Source organism: Nocardia sp. CWNU-33, from assembly GCF_046764895.1.
In the GTDB taxonomy this organism is placed as follows: Bacteria; Actinomycetota; Actinomycetes; order Mycobacteriales; family Mycobacteriaceae; genus Nocardia.
Genome location: NZ_JBKOQN010000008.1, coordinates 26,749 through 42,526, shown reverse-complemented (window position 1 = coordinate 42,526; position 15,778 = coordinate 26,749). Strand labels below are relative to the sequence as shown.

The following is a 15,778-nucleotide window of genomic DNA, read 5'->3' as shown; positions in this document are numbered from 1 at the left end:
CGCACGCTGCGCCTATTCCGCAACGAACTCCGCCTCGCGTTCCACCGCATCGATAGTGGGGTCGGGGACACGGATCGGGCCCGGCATATAGGTCACCGAACGCAGGTTGCCGGTGTAGCGGAACGGGCCGCGGCGTTCGCGCAGGTCCCACGAGACCGGGCCGCGGGCATCGACCCCGACGGAGATGCCGGTCCACGGGGCCATGCCGACCAGCTGCACCTGATCGCGTAGTTCGCCGACGCGTTCGTCGTCGACGCCGATGCTGAAGTCCCAGCGCAGGTGTGGGCGCACCACCGCGGCGACGGTGATCCGGCGGGTGTCCGTGCCGAGCGGGCCCGCCGAGACCGTGGCGTAGTTGCCGTAGCTGTTCACCCCGAGGGTCACCCACCCGTCCTCGATGTAGAGCAGGTAGCCGCCGAGCGGATCGCCGTGTGCGACCAGAACACCCTCGTCACCGGGGCGGTATCCGCCGAGGTCCACGGTGATGGCGAAGTCGCGGTAGGCGATCAGGCGCTGCGATCGATAGCGCTCCAGGGTCGGCGTGCCGGGCAGCAGCCGCAGCGGCTCGGCGAAGCGGGACTCCTCGGGCCGCCTGCGCGCCAGATCCTGACGGGTCAGCAGCGGGAAAACGGTATTGGCCCAGGCGGATTCGTCCCAGGCTGTGGCCAATTCGGCGGCCTTGTCCGGATACTGCTCCGAAAGGTCGTGCAGCTCGGTCGGATCGGTGCGCACATCGAACAGCTGCCAGTGCGGGGCATCGACATCGGTGCCGGGCTCGTGCAGCGACAGCAGCTTCCAGCCGTCGCGGTAGAAGCCGCGGTGTCCCGTCATCTCGGAGTATTGCTCGGTATGTGTGCTGAGTGCCTGCGGGTCGCGCAGCAGTTCAGCGGCGGAGATGCCGTCGAACTCCTTGGCGGGCAGTCCATTACGCACACTCGGACGTTGCAGGCCGGCCAGATCGAGCAGGGTCGGCGCCAGATCGGTGACGTAGGCGTACTCCTGCCGGATACCGCTGTCGGTTTCGGTGCGCGGCAGACCTTTCGGCCAGGAGACGATGAGCGGCACGCGCACGCCACCCGCGAAGGTCTGGCCCTTGTAGAACCGGAACGGGGTGTTGGAGGCCTGGCCCCAGCCGCGCGGGTAATGCACGCCGAGCCGGGCGGTGCCGATCAGTTCCTCGTCGTGCGGCACATCGCCGACCCAGTCCGGATCGTCGATGTGCGCGAACTCCGCGAAATAGCTGCGGGTGCCCTCCGGGCCGCCCTCGGCGGTGCCGCCGTTGTCCGAGGTGAACACGACAATGGTGTCGTCGAGCTCGCCGAGCTGCTCGACCGTATCGAGGATGCGGCCGAGGCTCTGGTCGATGCTGTCGACCATCCCCGCGTAGACCTCCATGTACCTGGCGAAGCGCCGCTGCTCATCGGCACTGAGCGAATCCCACTCCGCTGCCTCGTATCCCGGCTCGGTGTTGCGGGCCTTTTGTTGCGTGCTCTCCGGGAAAAGGCCCTGCGCAAGCTGAGCCGCAAACCGGTTCTGGCGCAATCGATCCCAGCCCTCGGCGTAGCGGCCACGGTATTTGGCCTGGTCTTCGGGCTTGGCCTGCAGCGGGCCGTGCATGGCGACATGCGCGAAGTAGAGGAAGAAGGGTTTGGCCGAATCGTGGGCGCGCAGGTCCTTGAGGTAGCCGATGGCCTTGTCGGTCAGGTCGTCGGTCAGGTAGTAGCCCTCCGGGTACTGCTCGACGTCGACGACGGAGGAGTCCGACACCAACTGGTTGGGGTAGTAGAAGGAGTTGAGTCCCTCCAGCGAGCCGTAGTAGCGGTCGAAGCCGCGCTGGGTCGGCCACGAATCCCGGTGCGCGGCCGGGTTCATCGTGGCGTCGCGCACCAGATGCCATTTGCCGACCGCATAGGTTGCGTAACCGTTGCCGCGCAGTATCTCCGGCAGCGTGAGCACGTCGTCGGCTAGCTCCAATCGCAGGCCCGGGTACCCGGGATCGGCATTCGCGACGAAGCCGAATCCAGCACGGTGAGAGTTGATTCCGGTCAGCAGCGCCGCGCGCGACGGTGAGCACAGTGGGGTGGTGTGGTAATTGGTGAACCGAACTCCGGTGGCGGCCAGCCGGTCCAGCGTCGGCGTCTCGATCTCGGAGCCGAACGGGCCGATATCGCTGTATCCCATGTCGTCGACCAGCACCACGATGATGTTGGGAGCGCCTGTGGGTGCTGTCGGTGGGTAGGTCCATTCCGGTGTCGAATCGGCGGTGGTTCGGCCGATCGAACCGGAGCTGGATTCATAGCCGCGGGCGTGGGATGGAACAGGCATCATTCCAGTCAAAGTCGGGAAGGCCCAGGTCGCCAGTATTTCGCGCACGGTGCGCCGAACCGATGCTTGCTGGATCGTTGCCTGTTAGCTTGACCGGTATGCCCACGACTCAGCCCTGCGCACCCCGAGCGGAGTGCGCGCAGGAACCCTGCTGTTCGTGTTGTGCTTCGCGGTGCTGCCGCGCCTGAGCGCGTATATGCCCCACCGTCGATTCGTTTCCCTTCCTGCCCGGTGCCGATGCCGCACCGAAATCGCTCCCTGTTCTTCGGCAGCGATCTGTCTTCGAGGATTTGTCAGATGAGTTCTTCCCCCGGCCCACTGGGTCGCCGTAATTTCCTGCGCACCACGGGTATTGCCGCGTTCGCGATCCTCGGCACCGGTGCACTCGCTGCGTGCACCTCGGCGGTGAACGAGCAGAAGTCCGCCGGTGGCGACAATGCGACGCCGGTGCGCGGCGGCACGCTGAAGGTCGGCGTCCCGACCGATCTGGTCCCGGCGAACATCCTGACCAACACCGGAACCGTCCCCGTCGTGGTCGGCCTGGTGTACGAGACGCTGGTCCGCTACCCGAACGACAAGCTGGAACCCGGTCCGTCGCTGGCGAAGTCGTGGACCCTCGCGCCGGACGGTTTGTCGCTGGCGCTGGAACTGCGCGATGATGTGAAATTCCACAGCGGCAGGCCCTTCACCGCCAAGGACGTCGAATTCTCCCTGCGCACCTACGCGGACCCGAAGTGGTCGGCTCAGCTGAAGAGCACGGCCGCGGCGATCACCGAATACGACATCACCGCGCCCCACCGGATCGTGCTGAAGTTCGCGCACCCGGTGGGCAATATCTTCGACCTGCTCGACACCGCGCCGATCCTGGACAGCGAGACCATCGATCAGCTGGCCACCGGCGACAAATTCATCGGCACCGGCCCGTTCGAGCTGGTCAAGCGCACCCCGAACACTCAGCTGGTCTTCGAGAAGAACACCCGGTACTGGGTACCCGAACGGCCGTACCTGGATCGTGTCGAGGTCTCCATCATTCCGGACAGCCAGGCCCTGGTGAATTCGCTCAAGTCCGGTCAGATCGCCTTCGCGAGCGGCCTGAACTACCGCGACAACGAAAACTTCGCCAAGAGTGACGGATTCACCACGGTCAGCTACGACGGCGCCGAACTACAGATCTATGTCGGTGTCAATGTCGCCGAGCCTGCCCTCGCCGATGTCAAGGTGCGCCAGGCCATCGCCTACGCGATCGACCGGGAGCGCATCATCGCCGAGGTGTTCCGCAACGCCGGATACCCGGTGAATCTGCCGTGGCCCAAGAGTTCTCCCGCCTTCGACGCGACCCGCAACACATCCCTGTCGCGTGACATCGCCAAGGCCGAGCAGGTGCTGTCGCAGACGACGAAGCCGCCGAAGCTGACGCTGTCCTACGAAACCAGCCTTCCGTACTACGAGGCAACCGCGCAGATCGTGCAGGCGAATCTGGCGGAGATCGGCATCGAGGTGACGCTCGATCCGATCGAACCGGCTACCTTCGTGAAAAGGCTTATCGGCGGCGACTTCCCGGGTCTGTGGGTCACCACCCACTCATGGGCGCAGTTCACGCCGTCGACGCTCACGGTGAGCGCTTACCCCTTCAACGCGCGAAAGAACGCCTCCCACTACGAATCCCCTGCCTATCTCGCCGCGGCCGACGCCGCGTGGAAGGTGATCCAGGGGACCGGCCCCGAGGCGATCAAGGCATACCAGAATGTCAGCGATCGGCTGCTGGAGGGACTGTTCCTCATCGAAATCGGCGTGCACCACAACCAGGTCGCCACCTCACGCAAGGTGCACGGAGTGTCCTGGACCAAGCGTCGCGAGACCGTGCTCACGGACGCATTCCTGGCATGACCAGGTATGTGGTGCGCCGCCTGCCCTCCGCGGTGCTCGTCCTGTTCGGCGCGTCGGTGCTGATCTTCCTGTTGCTGCGGCTGGTGCCTGGCGATCCGGCCACGTCGCTGGCCGGCCCCGACGCGACGCCGGACACTATCGCGGCCGTCCGGCACCAGCTCGGGCTCGATCGGTCGATCCCGGCGCAATACCTCACGTGGCTAGGCGATCTGGTGACCTTCGACCTCGGCCGGTCCTACATCATCGGCGGCCAGATCGCTGATCTGGTCGGCAACGGGCTTGTCAATACGGTGGTGCTCGCCGCAGCGGCGCTCCTGCTCGCGGTCGTGACGAGTGTGGTGATCAGCGTGGCATCGGTGGCCAGGCCGAGTCGCTTGCTGAGCGCGGTGGTCGCCGCGGCCAACACGGTGGCCATCGCGCTGCCGGTCTTCGTGACCGGTGTGCTGTTGGTGCTGGTGTTCGCGGTCGTGATTCCGGTGCTGCCCGCGGGCGGCGTACCGCCGGACGGATTCATCGCAAGGCCTGATATCGCGGTGCAGTATCTGCTGTTGCCGTCGATCTGCCTGGCACTGCCGGTGGCGGCCGCGCTCACCCGATTCCTCACCGAATCGCTGCGCACCGAACTGGGCAAGCCCTACGCGCTGACCGCGCGGGCGCTGGGCATTGCGCACTGGCAGATCGTGACCCGCGGTGCGCTGCGCAACGCGCTGCCGACCATGCTGACCGCACTTGGCATCCAGACCGGCCAGCTGCTGGGCGGCGCGGTCCTGGTGGAGTCGGCTTTCGCGTGGCCGGGCATCGGGCAGCTCATCGAGCAGGGCATCAGTCGGCGCGACTATCCGGTCGTGCAGGTGCTGTTGCTGTTGTCGGTGGCGGTGTTCGTGATCATCCAGCTCGGCACCGACCTCGTGCACGCCTACCTCGATCCACGCATCCGCATCGGGGGCAAATCGTGACCGATATCGCTGTCCCTGTCGAAGCCGCCGCTGTAGCCCCGGTACCCGCCGACACCACAGGCTCCCTGCTGCGTGCCTTCCGGTGTGGACAAGGTCTGGCCGGCCTGATCCTCGTCGGCGCGATCGCCGCGACCGGAATCTGCGCGGGGCTGCTCACCTCCTATGATCCGATCCAGCAGATACCCGGTGCGAACCTCCTCGGTCCGAGTGGGGAGCACTGGCTCGGCACCGATCACTTGAATCGGGACGTCTTTTCGCGGGTGCTGCACGGCATCCGCATCGACCTGCTGATGGTGTTCATCGCCGTCCCGCTGGGTGCGCTGATCGGCGCGCTGACTGGGCTTGTTTCGAGTGTGAACGCGGTCGCGGATGTGGTGGCGCAGCGCGCCTTCGACCTGATCCTCGCCTTCCCCGCGCTAATCTTCGCCATCGCACTCGCCGCGATCACCGGACCCGGCGCGCACGCGGTGATCGTGGTCATCGTCGCGGCGGAGATCCCGATCTTCGGCAGACAGATCCGCACCTCGATCCTGCAGGTGCGCGAACAGCCGTTTGTCGAGGCCGCCGAGGTCATCGGGACGGGTCCCTGGTGGATTCTGCGAAAGCACGTGCTGCCCAACGCCGCCGAACCACTGGCGGTGCAGCTTGCGCTGTCGATGTCGGTCGCGGTGTTCATCGAGGGTGCAATGAGCTTCATCGGCATCGGGGTGCGCCCGCCGGACCCCTCGCTCGGCTCGCTGATTGCCGAGTCGATCGGAAACCTGGACGCCAATGTGGCGTTCGCGATCGGCCCACTGGCCGTGGTGGCCGGGTTGACGCTCGGCTTTCTGTTGATCGCCCAGGCGTTGGGCCGGGCCAGGAGGATCCGATGACCGACACCGACACGATGGACACACTCGTGGAAGTCCGGGATCTGGTGGTGCGCTTCGGATCACGCACCGTGGTGGACGGTGTCGGGTTCTCGGTGCGGCACGGCGAGGTGGTCGCGCTGGTCGGTGAGTCCGGCTCGGGCAAGTCGATCACCGCACGCACGGTGCTCGGGCTGCTGCCGCAGACCGCGACCGCATCCGGATCCATCCGGCTCGGCGACACCGAAATCATCGGTGCGCCGGAGTCGCAACTGCGCGGCATACGCGGCACCCGCGTGGGCATGGTGTTTCAGGAACCGCAGACCGCGCTGAACCCGGTGCAGAAGATCGGGACCCAGATCACGCAGGCCTTGCGTGCGCATGCGAAAGTCACCAAGGCCGAGGCGCGCAAGCGGGCCGTCGAATTGCTTCGGATGGTGGACATTCCGGAGCCGGAACAGCGCGTCGACTGGTATCCGCACCAGCTCTCCGGCGGGCAGAAACAGCGCGTGGTTATCGCACTCGCCCTATCCGGCGAACCCGACCTGCTGATCGCGGACGAGCCGACCACCGCGCTCGATGTCACTGTGCAGGCCGAAATCCTCGACCTGCTGCGGGGTCTGCAGCGCAGCAACGGCACCGCGATCCTGTTCATCACGCACAATCTCGGCGTGGTCGCCGAGATCGCCGACCGGGTCGTGGTGCTGCGTGCGGGCCGGGTCGTCGAAGAGCAGTCCGTCCACGGACTGTTTGCCGAGCCCCGGGAGTCGTATACGCGCACTCTGTTGGCCGCCGTGCCGCGGTTGCCGGCGGGCGACGGGAAGGTCGTGTCGGTCGCGGCCGCCGCCGAATCCGATCAGGAGTCGGAAGCTGCGTCGGTGCTGCAGGTGGACGAGCTGACCGTGGTATATCGAGGTCATGGTGGAGCGTCGGATTTTCGTGCACTGCACGATGTTTCGCTGACTCTCGGGCCACGTGAAGTGGTCGGGCTCGTCGGAGAGTCGGGCTCGGGCAAGAGCACGCTCGGCCGCACTGCACTCGGTCTGGTACCGGTACACTCGGGAAGAGTTGAACTGCAAGGGGTTTCGCTGGCGGGGCTGCCGGCCAAGGAGCTTCGCGCGCTGCGAAAGCAGGTCGCACTCGTCCACCAGGATGTGGCCGCTTCACTCGATCCGCGCCGCAACGTCGAGGACGCGATCGGCGAACCTCTCCAGGTGCATCGCGTCGCCTCCGGCGCACTGCTGCGTGCGAAGGTCGGCGATCTGTTGGAATCCGTTCGTCTGCCGCGGGACTACGCCACCCGCCGGCCGGGTGAGCTCTCCGGCGGTCAGCGGCAACGGGTCGCCCTCGCGCGTGCTCTCGCCCTCGCGCCACGGCTGCTGGTGGCCGACGAGCCGACCAGCGCGCTCGACGTCTCGGTCCAGGCTCAGGTCCTCGACCTGTTCGCGGACCTGCGTGCCGAGTACGGCTTCGCCTGCCTGTTCATCAGTCACGATCTCGCCGTCGTGCATCAGGTGGCCGACCGGGTCGTGGTGCTGCGTGCGGGATCCGTTGTCGAAACCGGACCGGTGACAGATGTTTTCGCTCGCCCGCACGAGGATTACACGCGGCGGCTGCTCGATGCGGTGCCGACTCCTGATCCGACGGTCGCCAGAAGGTCGGTGGATGTCGATTCCGAATCGCTGTTGCGTATCGGTGCGTGAGGCGAAAGTTCGAATTTATCCACACAATTGAAACGGGCCGCTGGATCCTGCAATGCAGGAACCAGCGGCCCGTTCTACAGGACTTGGATCAGTGCTGCCCCGGTCGCCGATCGATGCGGTTGGGGTCGTTCTCGCCCTGGCGTCGCTGCTGGTCCGGCATCATCTTCTGGCCTTCAGCGCTCCCGCCTGCTCGCGGCATGCCCTGCTCCTGGCGCTGCTGTTGCTGCTGCCGAGGCATCTGCTTGGGCATTTTCTTAGGCGTCTTCTTGGACTTTTCAGCCATCTCCACTCGGTCCTTTCCGGGGGATTAATGTTCGCCTAACAACCACACAATAGCGAGCGGGCATCAATCGCGGAAGGAAAATGTCGATGTGTCGGACGATTCGTGGCAATTTCGGTGGAAATGGGCGGAAATGGGCGGCTGAAATCAGCTGAGCAGGGGCAAGAATTCGACCTGAACGCCGTCGGTTGCTTCGGTGGGGACGATGACCAAACCGTCGCGGTCGATGAGGCCGCCGAGATGGGTGGTTCGGATGTGGGCGTCGCCGCGCCAGCCGCCGTCCTGGTCGAGCCGGGCCGGGACGATGCGGGGGACCGGGCCCGCGATCTCGGAGGCGTTGTGCAGGGGGCCGGTCAGTGCGCGCCGCGGGGGGCTGCCGATGCGGCCGTCGACGAGGGCGGGGGCCAGCGCCATCAAGATGGCGACGGCGGCGAAGGGATTGCCGGGCAGACCGAGGACGGCGGTGCCCGAGGGAAGTTCCGCGACGACGGTGGACCCGCCGGGGCGTAGGCGCAGGCGGTGCACGAGGATCCTGGCGCCCGCACGGGGCAGGGCGCCGCGCAGCTGGTCGGCGGCGCCGCCTCCGGTCGCGCCGACGATCACCAGGACATCGCAATCGGTTGCGGCGGTGAGGACTTCGTCGAATCCATTGGGCGTGTCGCGCAGATGGACGCGGGCGATGGTGTGAATGCCGTACCAGGACAACATGTCCGGCAGCACCGGACCGATGGAGTCGCGGGTCTGGCCGACGCGCAGCGGGCCCCGGCTGCGGATTTCGTCACCCGTCATGACGATGCGGGCCCGGACCGGGCCGCGGACCAGTGCTTCGGTCGCCTCCACGCTGGCGGCTGCCGAGATCAGAGTCGCGCTGACCGGGGTGCCTTCGGGGGCGATCAGATCGCCGCGGCTGCGGTCCTCGCCACTGCGGCGGATGTCCTCGCGCAAGGGAGTGTCGGGGAGCCGGTGCAGGGTGTTGTTCGCGTCGACCGTCGCGAACTCGTCCCGCACGACGTGGGTGGTGCCGTCGGGCACGTGCGCGCCGGTGGCGATGCGGACCGCCTCTCCGGTCAGCAATCCGACAGGGCGTTGACCACCCGCGAAACCGATATCGCGGCGCAGGCGCCAGGGGCCGTCACCTGCGACCGCGTATCCGTCCATCGCCGACACATCGAAGCGTGGCAGCGCGCCGACGGCTGACAACGGCGCGGCCAGTGCCGCGCCGCGGACCGAACGCAGGTCGGCCCGATACGCGGTCAGTCGAGAGATATCGGTGCGCAACGTGTTTCGCGCCTCGTCGAGAGTCAGTGCGGGGCGCTCCCGCCGTGACGCCGCGACGCTCGAGGTTGGCCCCACCGGTCCGGCCCCTGCCGACCGGGCGGGAGCGGGCGGGTTCGCCTGCGGCGCAGCGCTCGTATCGGCCGCGTCGTCCACCGTCCGTGCCGCCGCTCGCGCGCGCCGCACCTGCTCGTCGGTGTCGCAATCGGCGATCCCCGGCATCGCCACAGTCACTGTATCTGTCGGAACCAGCGCCTTCATCGGCTGATTGACCAGCGAATCCAGCTTCGCGAGGGCTGCGGCGAGCGCCGAGCGCCGCCACACTCCGGTGAGGTACTGCGGCCGCCCGGACTCGTCGGCGGCGAACACCGCGTCGGCGCCGGATTCGGTGGCGTGCCTGATCAATTCGACGACTACCGCCCCGGTCAGGAACGGCATGTCCGCGGCGAGCACCACCACCAGCGGCGACGCGGCGGCGCCGAGCGCCCGCAAGCCCGCGTCGACCGCGGCCACCGGTCCCGACCCCGGCGGGACTTCCCGAACTTGCCGGATCGCTGAAGCCAACTCTGGCCGTTGCGGCCCGACGACGACGGTGCGCACACAGCCTGCGACGGCGGCAAGGGCCGCATCGAGCATCGATCGTCCGCCGATAATGATGGCGGGTTTGTCCACGCCGCCCATGCGGCTGGCACGTCCGCCCGCGAGGATGATCGCGTCGACGGCCGTCACAAGCCGAAACCTTGGGCGAGGAACAACATGGCCGACATGCTAATTCGTCGGCGCTGCACAACCGCCCAAGCGGGCGCGGTGGATCAGACCGTTGTGTAGCTCGAGGCCGGTCGGAGCAGGCAGAACTCATTTGTCTCCGGATCGGCGAGCACCTGCCCCGGCGCGCCACCGATATCTCCGGTCGAGATCTGGGTCGCGCCCGCCGCGCGGAGCCTGGCCACCTCCCCGGCCTGGTCGTCGGTGGGGAAGGAGGACAGATCCAGGTGTAGTCGATTGCGTCCGCACTTCACGTCGGGCGTCCACACGAACTCCAGCCAGGAACCGAGCCCCGTCGCCGAGCGCAGGCCGGCTACCTGCGCGCCGGCATGTTCCATCGGCCAGCCGGACGCGGCGGACCAGAACTCGGCAAGCCGGACCGGTTCGTGCGTGTCGATGACGATCGCCGCGACCGCACCGGTGTCCACGTACTCCTCCCTCGGCTCCAACACGCAGAATTCATTGCCCTCCGGATCGGCGAGCACCACCCACGGTGTCGCCCCCTGGCCGATGTCGATGCGGCGCGCACCGAGCGAAAGCGCCCGATCGACCTGCACGCGCTGGTGGTCGATAGAGCGACTGGCGAGGTCGAGGTGGATGCGGTTCTTCCCGCGCTTCGCACCCGCCGCTGGGAGGAAGGTCAGGGCCAGCTCGAGGCCGTCGGGGTCGGGCGCGGCGACATCGACTTCGTCGACGCGGTCCACGGTCACCCCCCAGCCGAGCAATTCGGCCCAGAAGTTCGCGACGAACCGCGGCCGGTCTGCGTCGAACACGACCGACGCCAGGCGGGTGGACATGACTTCCACGGTAACCGTCGAACGTGGGCGGCGTGACGGGATTGCGCGGCACTACCCGTTCGGTGCGCCGGGGAAGGAGAAACGCGCTGCGCGCAGGTCGACTCGCCCGTCACGGATCGCGACACCTTCCTCGGCGAGCAGCCGTAGTTGCCGCTCGGCCAGATGCGCGGCCGGCTTGCCGCCCGCCCCGATGACTCGATGCCATGGCAGATCCGCGGCATCGGTGCGCATGATCCAGCCGACCGTGCGCGGCGTGGAAAGCCCCGCCGCCGCGGCGATGTCACCGTAGGTGGCCACCCGGCCGAGCGGGATGGTCGCGACGAGCGCGCGGACCAGCTCGACCTGGGCATCCGAGGTGGCCATCGCGATCAGAGCGCCGATCGGATCAGCGCCGCCGTCTCGGCGGGACGGATCTGGGCCACCATGTGATCGCAGTCCCATTCGAGCAGCGTCAGATTGTCGCCGAGCCGCTCGATCAGGGCGGCACGGAACTCCGGTGTCACGAACGGCGGCACCACCTTCATGGCCTGCACGAGCACCGTCGGCAGATCGTGCGGCGGCAGGACGTAGTGGCGGGCGAGCTGACCCCAGTAGGAGTTGACGGCGGGCAGGCTGATCCGCCAGCCGACGCGGCCGTCGGCGGTCGGCATCAGATGCTCGGCCAGTTCCGCATCCAGCAGGCGCGGGTCGACCTCGCTCCAGCCGGTCGCCATCTTGTCTCGCCGCGCATGCTCGACGTCGACGTAGTCCGGCGAGGCCAGACTCGACAGCGCGACGTCCATGAGCAGTTCCGGTTCCAAGGCGATAGCCGAGTCGAGCAACACCAACTTGCGCACCAATTCCGGATGGCTATCAGCGAGGTGCAGCGCACATGCGCCGCCGAACGAGTGCGCGACCACCACAACGGGTTCGTCGGTTTCCGCGGCGAGGACCCCGGCGAGATCGGCGACGATGGTCTCGAAATTCCATGGCGGCAGCCCGGTTGAGCGGCCGTGTCCACGCAGGTCAGGAGCGATTATTCGGACATCGGGCAGGTGCTCGGTTGCGATGGCTTCCCAGCGTTTGCCGTGGCCGACAACGCCGTGCAGGGCCAGGACGACCGGCCCGTCGGCGGGCCCGAATCGGTGGACATGAAGAGCAGACACGGCATCCATTTTGACGTGTATCGAAACCCGTCGCAGCCCGAGCCGACCCGGAGCGCCTCGTGGTGTGTCGGTCGCGTCTGTTGCAATAGCCCGCGTGGTGCGATCGGATAGCGCGGTGCGACTTGTTCGCCGAAACGTGGCGGCACCCCGGCCTCGGGTCTGGGGTGCCGATGTTCGCGCGCTGTTCGACGCCCAGGCCGCACTCGGCCCGATCCGCCCGGGATGGCGGCCGTGGCAGGTGCTCGGCGGGCCGGGCACCGGCAAGACCACCCTGCTGATCGATCTGGCCGCCGACCGGATCGCCGCGGGAGCCGATCCGGAATCGGTGCTGGTGCTGACCCATTCGAAGCAAGCGGCGAGCGCACTGCGCGATGCCATCACGACCCGGCTGACCGGTCCGGAGCCCGACGTCGAACCGGGCGTGCCCGGCGCGACGCGCGAGCCGCTGGTGCGCACACTGCACTCCTACGCTTTCTCGGTGCTACGCAGACACGCCACCGCGCACGGCAACCCGCCGCCGCGTTTGCTGACCGGTGCCGAGCAGGATGCCGTGCTGCGCGAGATGCTGCGCGGTGACCTCATCGATATCGCGGCGGGGGCGACCGGATTGTGGCCCGAACGGTTGCAGCCCGCATTGAGTCTCGGTGGGTTCGCCGAACAGTTGCGCGACCTGATGCTGCGGGCCACCGAGCGCGGGCTCGGGCCGGAGGACCTGGTCCGCCTAGGCCGTGAGCATGGTCGGCCGGAATGGGTGGCGGCGGGCAAGTTCGCGGTGCGGTACGAGCAGACGATGCTGCTGCGCTGGTCGGTAGGGGTGGAGGCGCCCGAGGCGACCGCGCCCGCGCTGGATGCCGCCGAACTCGTCGGCGCCGCCCTCGACGCCTTGGCCGGCGACGCGAATCTGCTTGCCACGGAACGCTCTCGGATCCGATACCTCCTTGTCGACGACGCCCAACATCTGGATCCGCAGGCCGCGCTGCTGATTCGGGTGATCGGCAACGCCGCGCAGACCGCGGTGGTCGCGGGCGACCCGGATCAGGGCATCTTCACCTTCCGCGGCGCGGACACCCGGTTCGTCGCTGACCTCGCCGCACCGGAGGGGCAGCGAATCATCCTGCGGGACAACCACCGCTCGGGCGGTCAGGTGGAGTTGGCGGTGGCCAGGATCGCGGCCAGGTTGCCAGGCAGTGCGCCACAACGGTTTTCGCTACCGAGGCGCGAGACCGAACCGGAAGACGACCCTACCGCGGTGCGGGTCCGGGTGCTGGCCACTCCGGCGAAGGAAGCCGGGCTGATCGCCGACTATTTGCGGCGCGCCCATCTCACCGCGGGCGTGCCGTGGTCGCGCATGGCGGTGATCGTGCGATCGGTGCCGCTGTCGCTGGCACCGCTGCGGCGCGCGCTGCTGGCGGCCGGGGTGCCGGTGCAGCAGCCCGCGCTCGATGCGCCGCTGGCTCGACGGCGCGGCGCGGCCTGGATGCTGCTGGCATTGCGAGCGGTACTCGCGAGCGAGCCGGCCAAGCGTAGTGCGCCGCCGACAACCGAGCCGATGTTTTCCGACGAGGATGCGCTCGACCTGGTCGGCGGGCCACTCGGTGGCGCCGATCAGATCAGTCTGCGCAGGCTGCGGCGTGGAATTCGACGCAGCGTGCTGGAGTCGCAGAACGGATCGAAGTCCGGCGCCGGATTCACGGGGGATGACGACGGCGGCGGCCTGCTGGATCGGTCATCGGCGGAGGTGCTGCGGGATCTGCTCGTCGGTATTGCCGACCGCGAGCTCATCGAGCGGCTGACCGATGTGGAGGCCGCACCGCTGCGCCGGGTGCTCGACGCGGTGGATCGGGCTCGGACGGCCCGGCGAAAAGGCGCCGGACTCGAAGACGTGATGTGGGCGCTGTGGACCGGGTCGCGACTGGAGCGGCGCTGGGTCGCGCAGTCCGAACGCGGTGGCGCGATCGGGATGCAGGCCGATCGGGATCTCGATGCCGTGGTCGGTCTCTTCGACGCTGCCGCAGCCTATGTCGACCGGCTGCCGCGTGCCAGCGTCGAGGGATTCGTCGAATACCTACTGCAACAGGAGATCCCGCACGACACGACCTCGCTGACCGCGCCGGGGGAAGCGGTCGCGCTGCTCAGCGCGCACGCGTCCGCGGGGCGGGAGTGGGATGTGGTCGCCGTTGCCGCGGTGCAGGAAGGCATCTGGCCGAATCCGCGTCCGCGCGGCACGCTGCTCGGCAACGAGGATCTGGTCGATGTGACAGCGGGGATCGCCGATGCCGGGGAGCGCGTGAGCCGCGCTGCGCCGATCCTGGCCGAGGAACGCCGGCTCCTGCTGGTGGCGTGCAGCAGGGCTCGGCAGTCGCTGCTGGTCACCGCGGTGGAATCAGTATCGGGCGACCGCGATCTCGTGCCGTCCCGTTTCCTGGCCGAGCTGCTCGGACACGACGACGACGGTGAACCCGGTGCGCTTCCGGTCGCCGATCCCGGCCGGGCCCTGGTGATGCATTCCCTGGTCGCCGAAATGCGCGGCGTGGTCTGCGATTTCGAGGCAGATCCGGAACGTAGGCGCCGCGCGGCCCACCAACTGGCCCGGCTCGCGAGTGCGGGCATTCGCGGCACCCACCCCGAAGACTGGTACGGCACAGCCGATCTCAGCTCGTCGCGGTCCCTGTGGGACGAGGACGACACCGCCGTTGCGCTGTCGCCGTCCACGGTGGAGCTCCTGCGTACCTGCCCGCTGCGCTGGGCATTGGAACGCCACGGCGGCACCGATGGTGACAACCCGCACGCGGTCAAAGGCAACCTGGTGCACACGCTGGTCCAAGCGCTGGCCGGAAAGGTGCCGGAGGCACAGGTCAGGGCTGCCCTCGACAAGGCATGGCAGGCCATCGATCCCGGCACCGGCTGGCACTCCCGCCAGGAGTTGCGCCGCACCGAGGCCATGCTGGAGACATTTATGGCCTGGGTTCGCAACACCCGAGGCGAACTCACCCAGGCCGGCGTCGAGGTCCCGGTCGACTGCGTGCTACCCGCACGCGCGGAAGACGAACGCCCCGTCCGCATCCGTGGTCGAGTCGACCGATTGGAACGCGACGCCCTCGGCCGCTTTGTGATCGTCGACGTAAAGACCGGCAAGTCCCCGGTCACCAAACAAGCCGCCGCCGACCATGCCCAACTCGCGACCTACCAGGTAGCTGCGGCGATGGGTGCGCTCGACCCGACTATGGGCAAGTCGGATGACAACCCACGCGAATCGGGTGGCTTCGACACCGAAACCCGAGGTGTCACCCGCGAATCCCGTTCTCCCGCACTCGAATCGAGACGCGTCACCGCTGAGTCCTGGAGCTTGCCGGAGGCCGCCGAACTCGGAGCGAGCGAACCAGGAGGACCAGTCGGTATGGTCGGCGTCTTAGCTGAAGTTCCGATGTCACCTGCTGATTCGGGTGGCCCCGGTGTGCGTGGTGGCGTGCGGGGAGAGTCCGGTGCGATTGCGGGCACAGCCGATGGACCTCGGATCGAGGCCGCTGGGGCATCGGGAACACCCGAAGTCGCGACCACTGGAACGTCGGGCACAACAGCTGAACCAGGCAGCGCCGCAGGTTCGCATGGTGAGTTTGTGAGCGAATCCGGTGGTGCTGTGAGCGAATCCGGTGGTGCTGTGGGTGTGTCCGGTGGTGCTGTGGGTGTGTCCGGTGGTGCTGTGGGTGTGTCCGGTGGTGCTGTGGGTGTGTCCGGTGGTGCTGTGGGTGTGTCCGGTGGTGCTGTGGGTGTGTCCGGTGGTGCTGTGGGTGTGTCCG

Annotated in this window: 11 protein-coding genes; 5 read left to right on the top strand and 6 right to left on the bottom strand. The window is 67.8% G+C overall.

All coding sequences use genetic code 11. From position 1 onward, the window contains the following. Window positions 1-12: 12 nt before the first annotated feature. On the bottom strand, window positions 13-2,325 hold the full coding sequence (locus tag ACLMAL_RS12835) for an arylsulfatase (RefSeq protein WP_411999276.1): 2,313 nt from the start codon (window positions 2,323-2,325) through the stop codon (window positions 13-15). Between the two features lie 297 nt (window positions 2,326-2,622). Here ACLMAL_RS12835 and ACLMAL_RS12830 point away from each other — a divergent pair, with 297 nt between their 5' ends. From ACLMAL_RS12830 to ACLMAL_RS12815, 4 genes are read left to right on the top strand one after another with little or no spacing between them, the layout of a single operon-like run. Continuing rightward, entirely contained in the window at window positions 2,623-4,212 is a 1,590-nt protein-coding gene (locus ACLMAL_RS12830; protein ID WP_411999275.1) for an ABC transporter substrate-binding protein, read from the top strand. Then, a complete protein-coding gene (locus ACLMAL_RS12825; RefSeq protein ID WP_411999274.1) occupies window positions 4,209-5,168 on the top strand; it encodes an ABC transporter permease in 960 nt (319 codons plus the stop codon). Before ACLMAL_RS12830 ends, ACLMAL_RS12825 begins: the two co-directional genes overlap by 4 nt. Before the next feature lie 5 nt (window positions 5,169-5,173). Then, window positions 5,174-6,040, top strand: a complete 867-nt coding sequence (locus tag ACLMAL_RS12820; RefSeq protein WP_411999472.1) for an ABC transporter permease — start codon at window positions 5,174-5,176, stop codon at window positions 6,038-6,040. Next, window positions 6,037-7,719, top strand: a complete 1,683-nt coding sequence (locus tag ACLMAL_RS12815; RefSeq protein WP_411999273.1) for a dipeptide ABC transporter ATP-binding protein — start codon at window positions 6,037-6,039, stop codon at window positions 7,717-7,719. The genes ACLMAL_RS12820 and ACLMAL_RS12815 overlap by 4 nt, the downstream gene beginning before the upstream one ends. Before the next feature lie 88 nt (window positions 7,720-7,807). Here ACLMAL_RS12815 and ACLMAL_RS12810 read toward each other — a convergent pair whose 3' ends face one another. From ACLMAL_RS12810 to ACLMAL_RS12790, 5 genes are all read right to left on the bottom strand, one after another. Continuing rightward, a complete protein-coding gene (locus tag ACLMAL_RS12810; protein WP_379060961.1) occupies window positions 7,808-8,002 on the bottom strand; it encodes a hypothetical protein in 195 nt (64 codons plus the stop codon). 144 nt (window positions 8,003-8,146) lie between these two features. Next, the gene (locus ACLMAL_RS12805; protein ID WP_411999272.1) at window positions 8,147-10,003 is read right to left on the bottom strand and encodes an NTP transferase domain-containing protein; all 1,857 of its coding nucleotides are present in this window, start codon (window positions 10,001-10,003) and stop codon (window positions 8,147-8,149) included. 83 nt (window positions 10,004-10,086) lie between these two features. After that, the gene (locus ACLMAL_RS12800) at window positions 10,087-10,836 is read right to left on the bottom strand and encodes a VOC family protein (RefSeq protein ID WP_411999271.1); all 750 of its coding nucleotides are present in this window, start codon (window positions 10,834-10,836) and stop codon (window positions 10,087-10,089) included. 51 nt (window positions 10,837-10,887) lie between these two features. Beyond that, entirely contained in the window at window positions 10,888-11,199 is a 312-nt protein-coding gene (locus ACLMAL_RS12795) for an MGMT family protein (RefSeq protein ID WP_411999270.1), read from the bottom strand. 5 nt (window positions 11,200-11,204) lie between these two features. Continuing rightward, the gene (locus tag ACLMAL_RS12790; RefSeq protein ID WP_411999269.1) at window positions 11,205-11,990 is read right to left on the bottom strand and encodes an alpha/beta fold hydrolase; all 786 of its coding nucleotides are present in this window, start codon (window positions 11,988-11,990) and stop codon (window positions 11,205-11,207) included. A 106-nt stretch (window positions 11,991-12,096) separates the two neighbouring features. Between ACLMAL_RS12790 and ACLMAL_RS12785 the strand changes: the two genes are divergently transcribed. Then, window positions 12,097-15,778, top strand: a 3,682-nt coding sequence (locus ACLMAL_RS12785; protein WP_411999268.1) for an ATP-dependent helicase, incomplete at its 3' end; no start/stop codon positions are given.

Excerpts from the sequence above, each read along its gene's own strand:
- ACLMAL_RS12835 (WP_411999276.1), bottom strand. The coding sequence starts at position 2,325 with ATGCCTGTTCCATCCCACGCCCGCGGCTATGAATCCAGCTCCGGTTCG.
- ACLMAL_RS12830 (WP_411999275.1), top strand. The coding sequence starts at position 2,623 with ATGAGTTCTTCCCCCGGCCCACTGGGTCGCCGTAATTTCCTGCGCACC.
- ACLMAL_RS12825 (WP_411999274.1), top strand. The coding sequence starts at position 4,209 with ATGACCAGGTATGTGGTGCGCCGCCTGCCCTCCGCGGTGCTCGTCCTG.
- ACLMAL_RS12815 (WP_411999273.1), top strand. The coding sequence starts at position 6,037 with ATGACCGACACCGACACGATGGACACACTCGTGGAAGTCCGGGATCTG.
- ACLMAL_RS12810 (WP_379060961.1), bottom strand. The coding sequence starts at position 8,002 with ATGGCTGAAAAGTCCAAGAAGACGCCTAAGAAAATGCCCAAGCAGATG.
- ACLMAL_RS12800 (WP_411999271.1), bottom strand. The coding sequence starts at position 10,836 with ATGTCCACCCGCCTGGCGTCGGTCGTGTTCGACGCAGACCGGCCGCGG.
- ACLMAL_RS12795 (WP_411999270.1), bottom strand. The coding sequence starts at position 11,199 with ATGGCCACCTCGGATGCCCAGGTCGAGCTGGTCCGCGCGCTCGTCGCG.
- ACLMAL_RS12790 (WP_411999269.1), bottom strand. The coding sequence starts at position 11,990 with ATGGATGCCGTGTCTGCTCTTCATGTCCACCGATTCGGGCCCGCCGAC.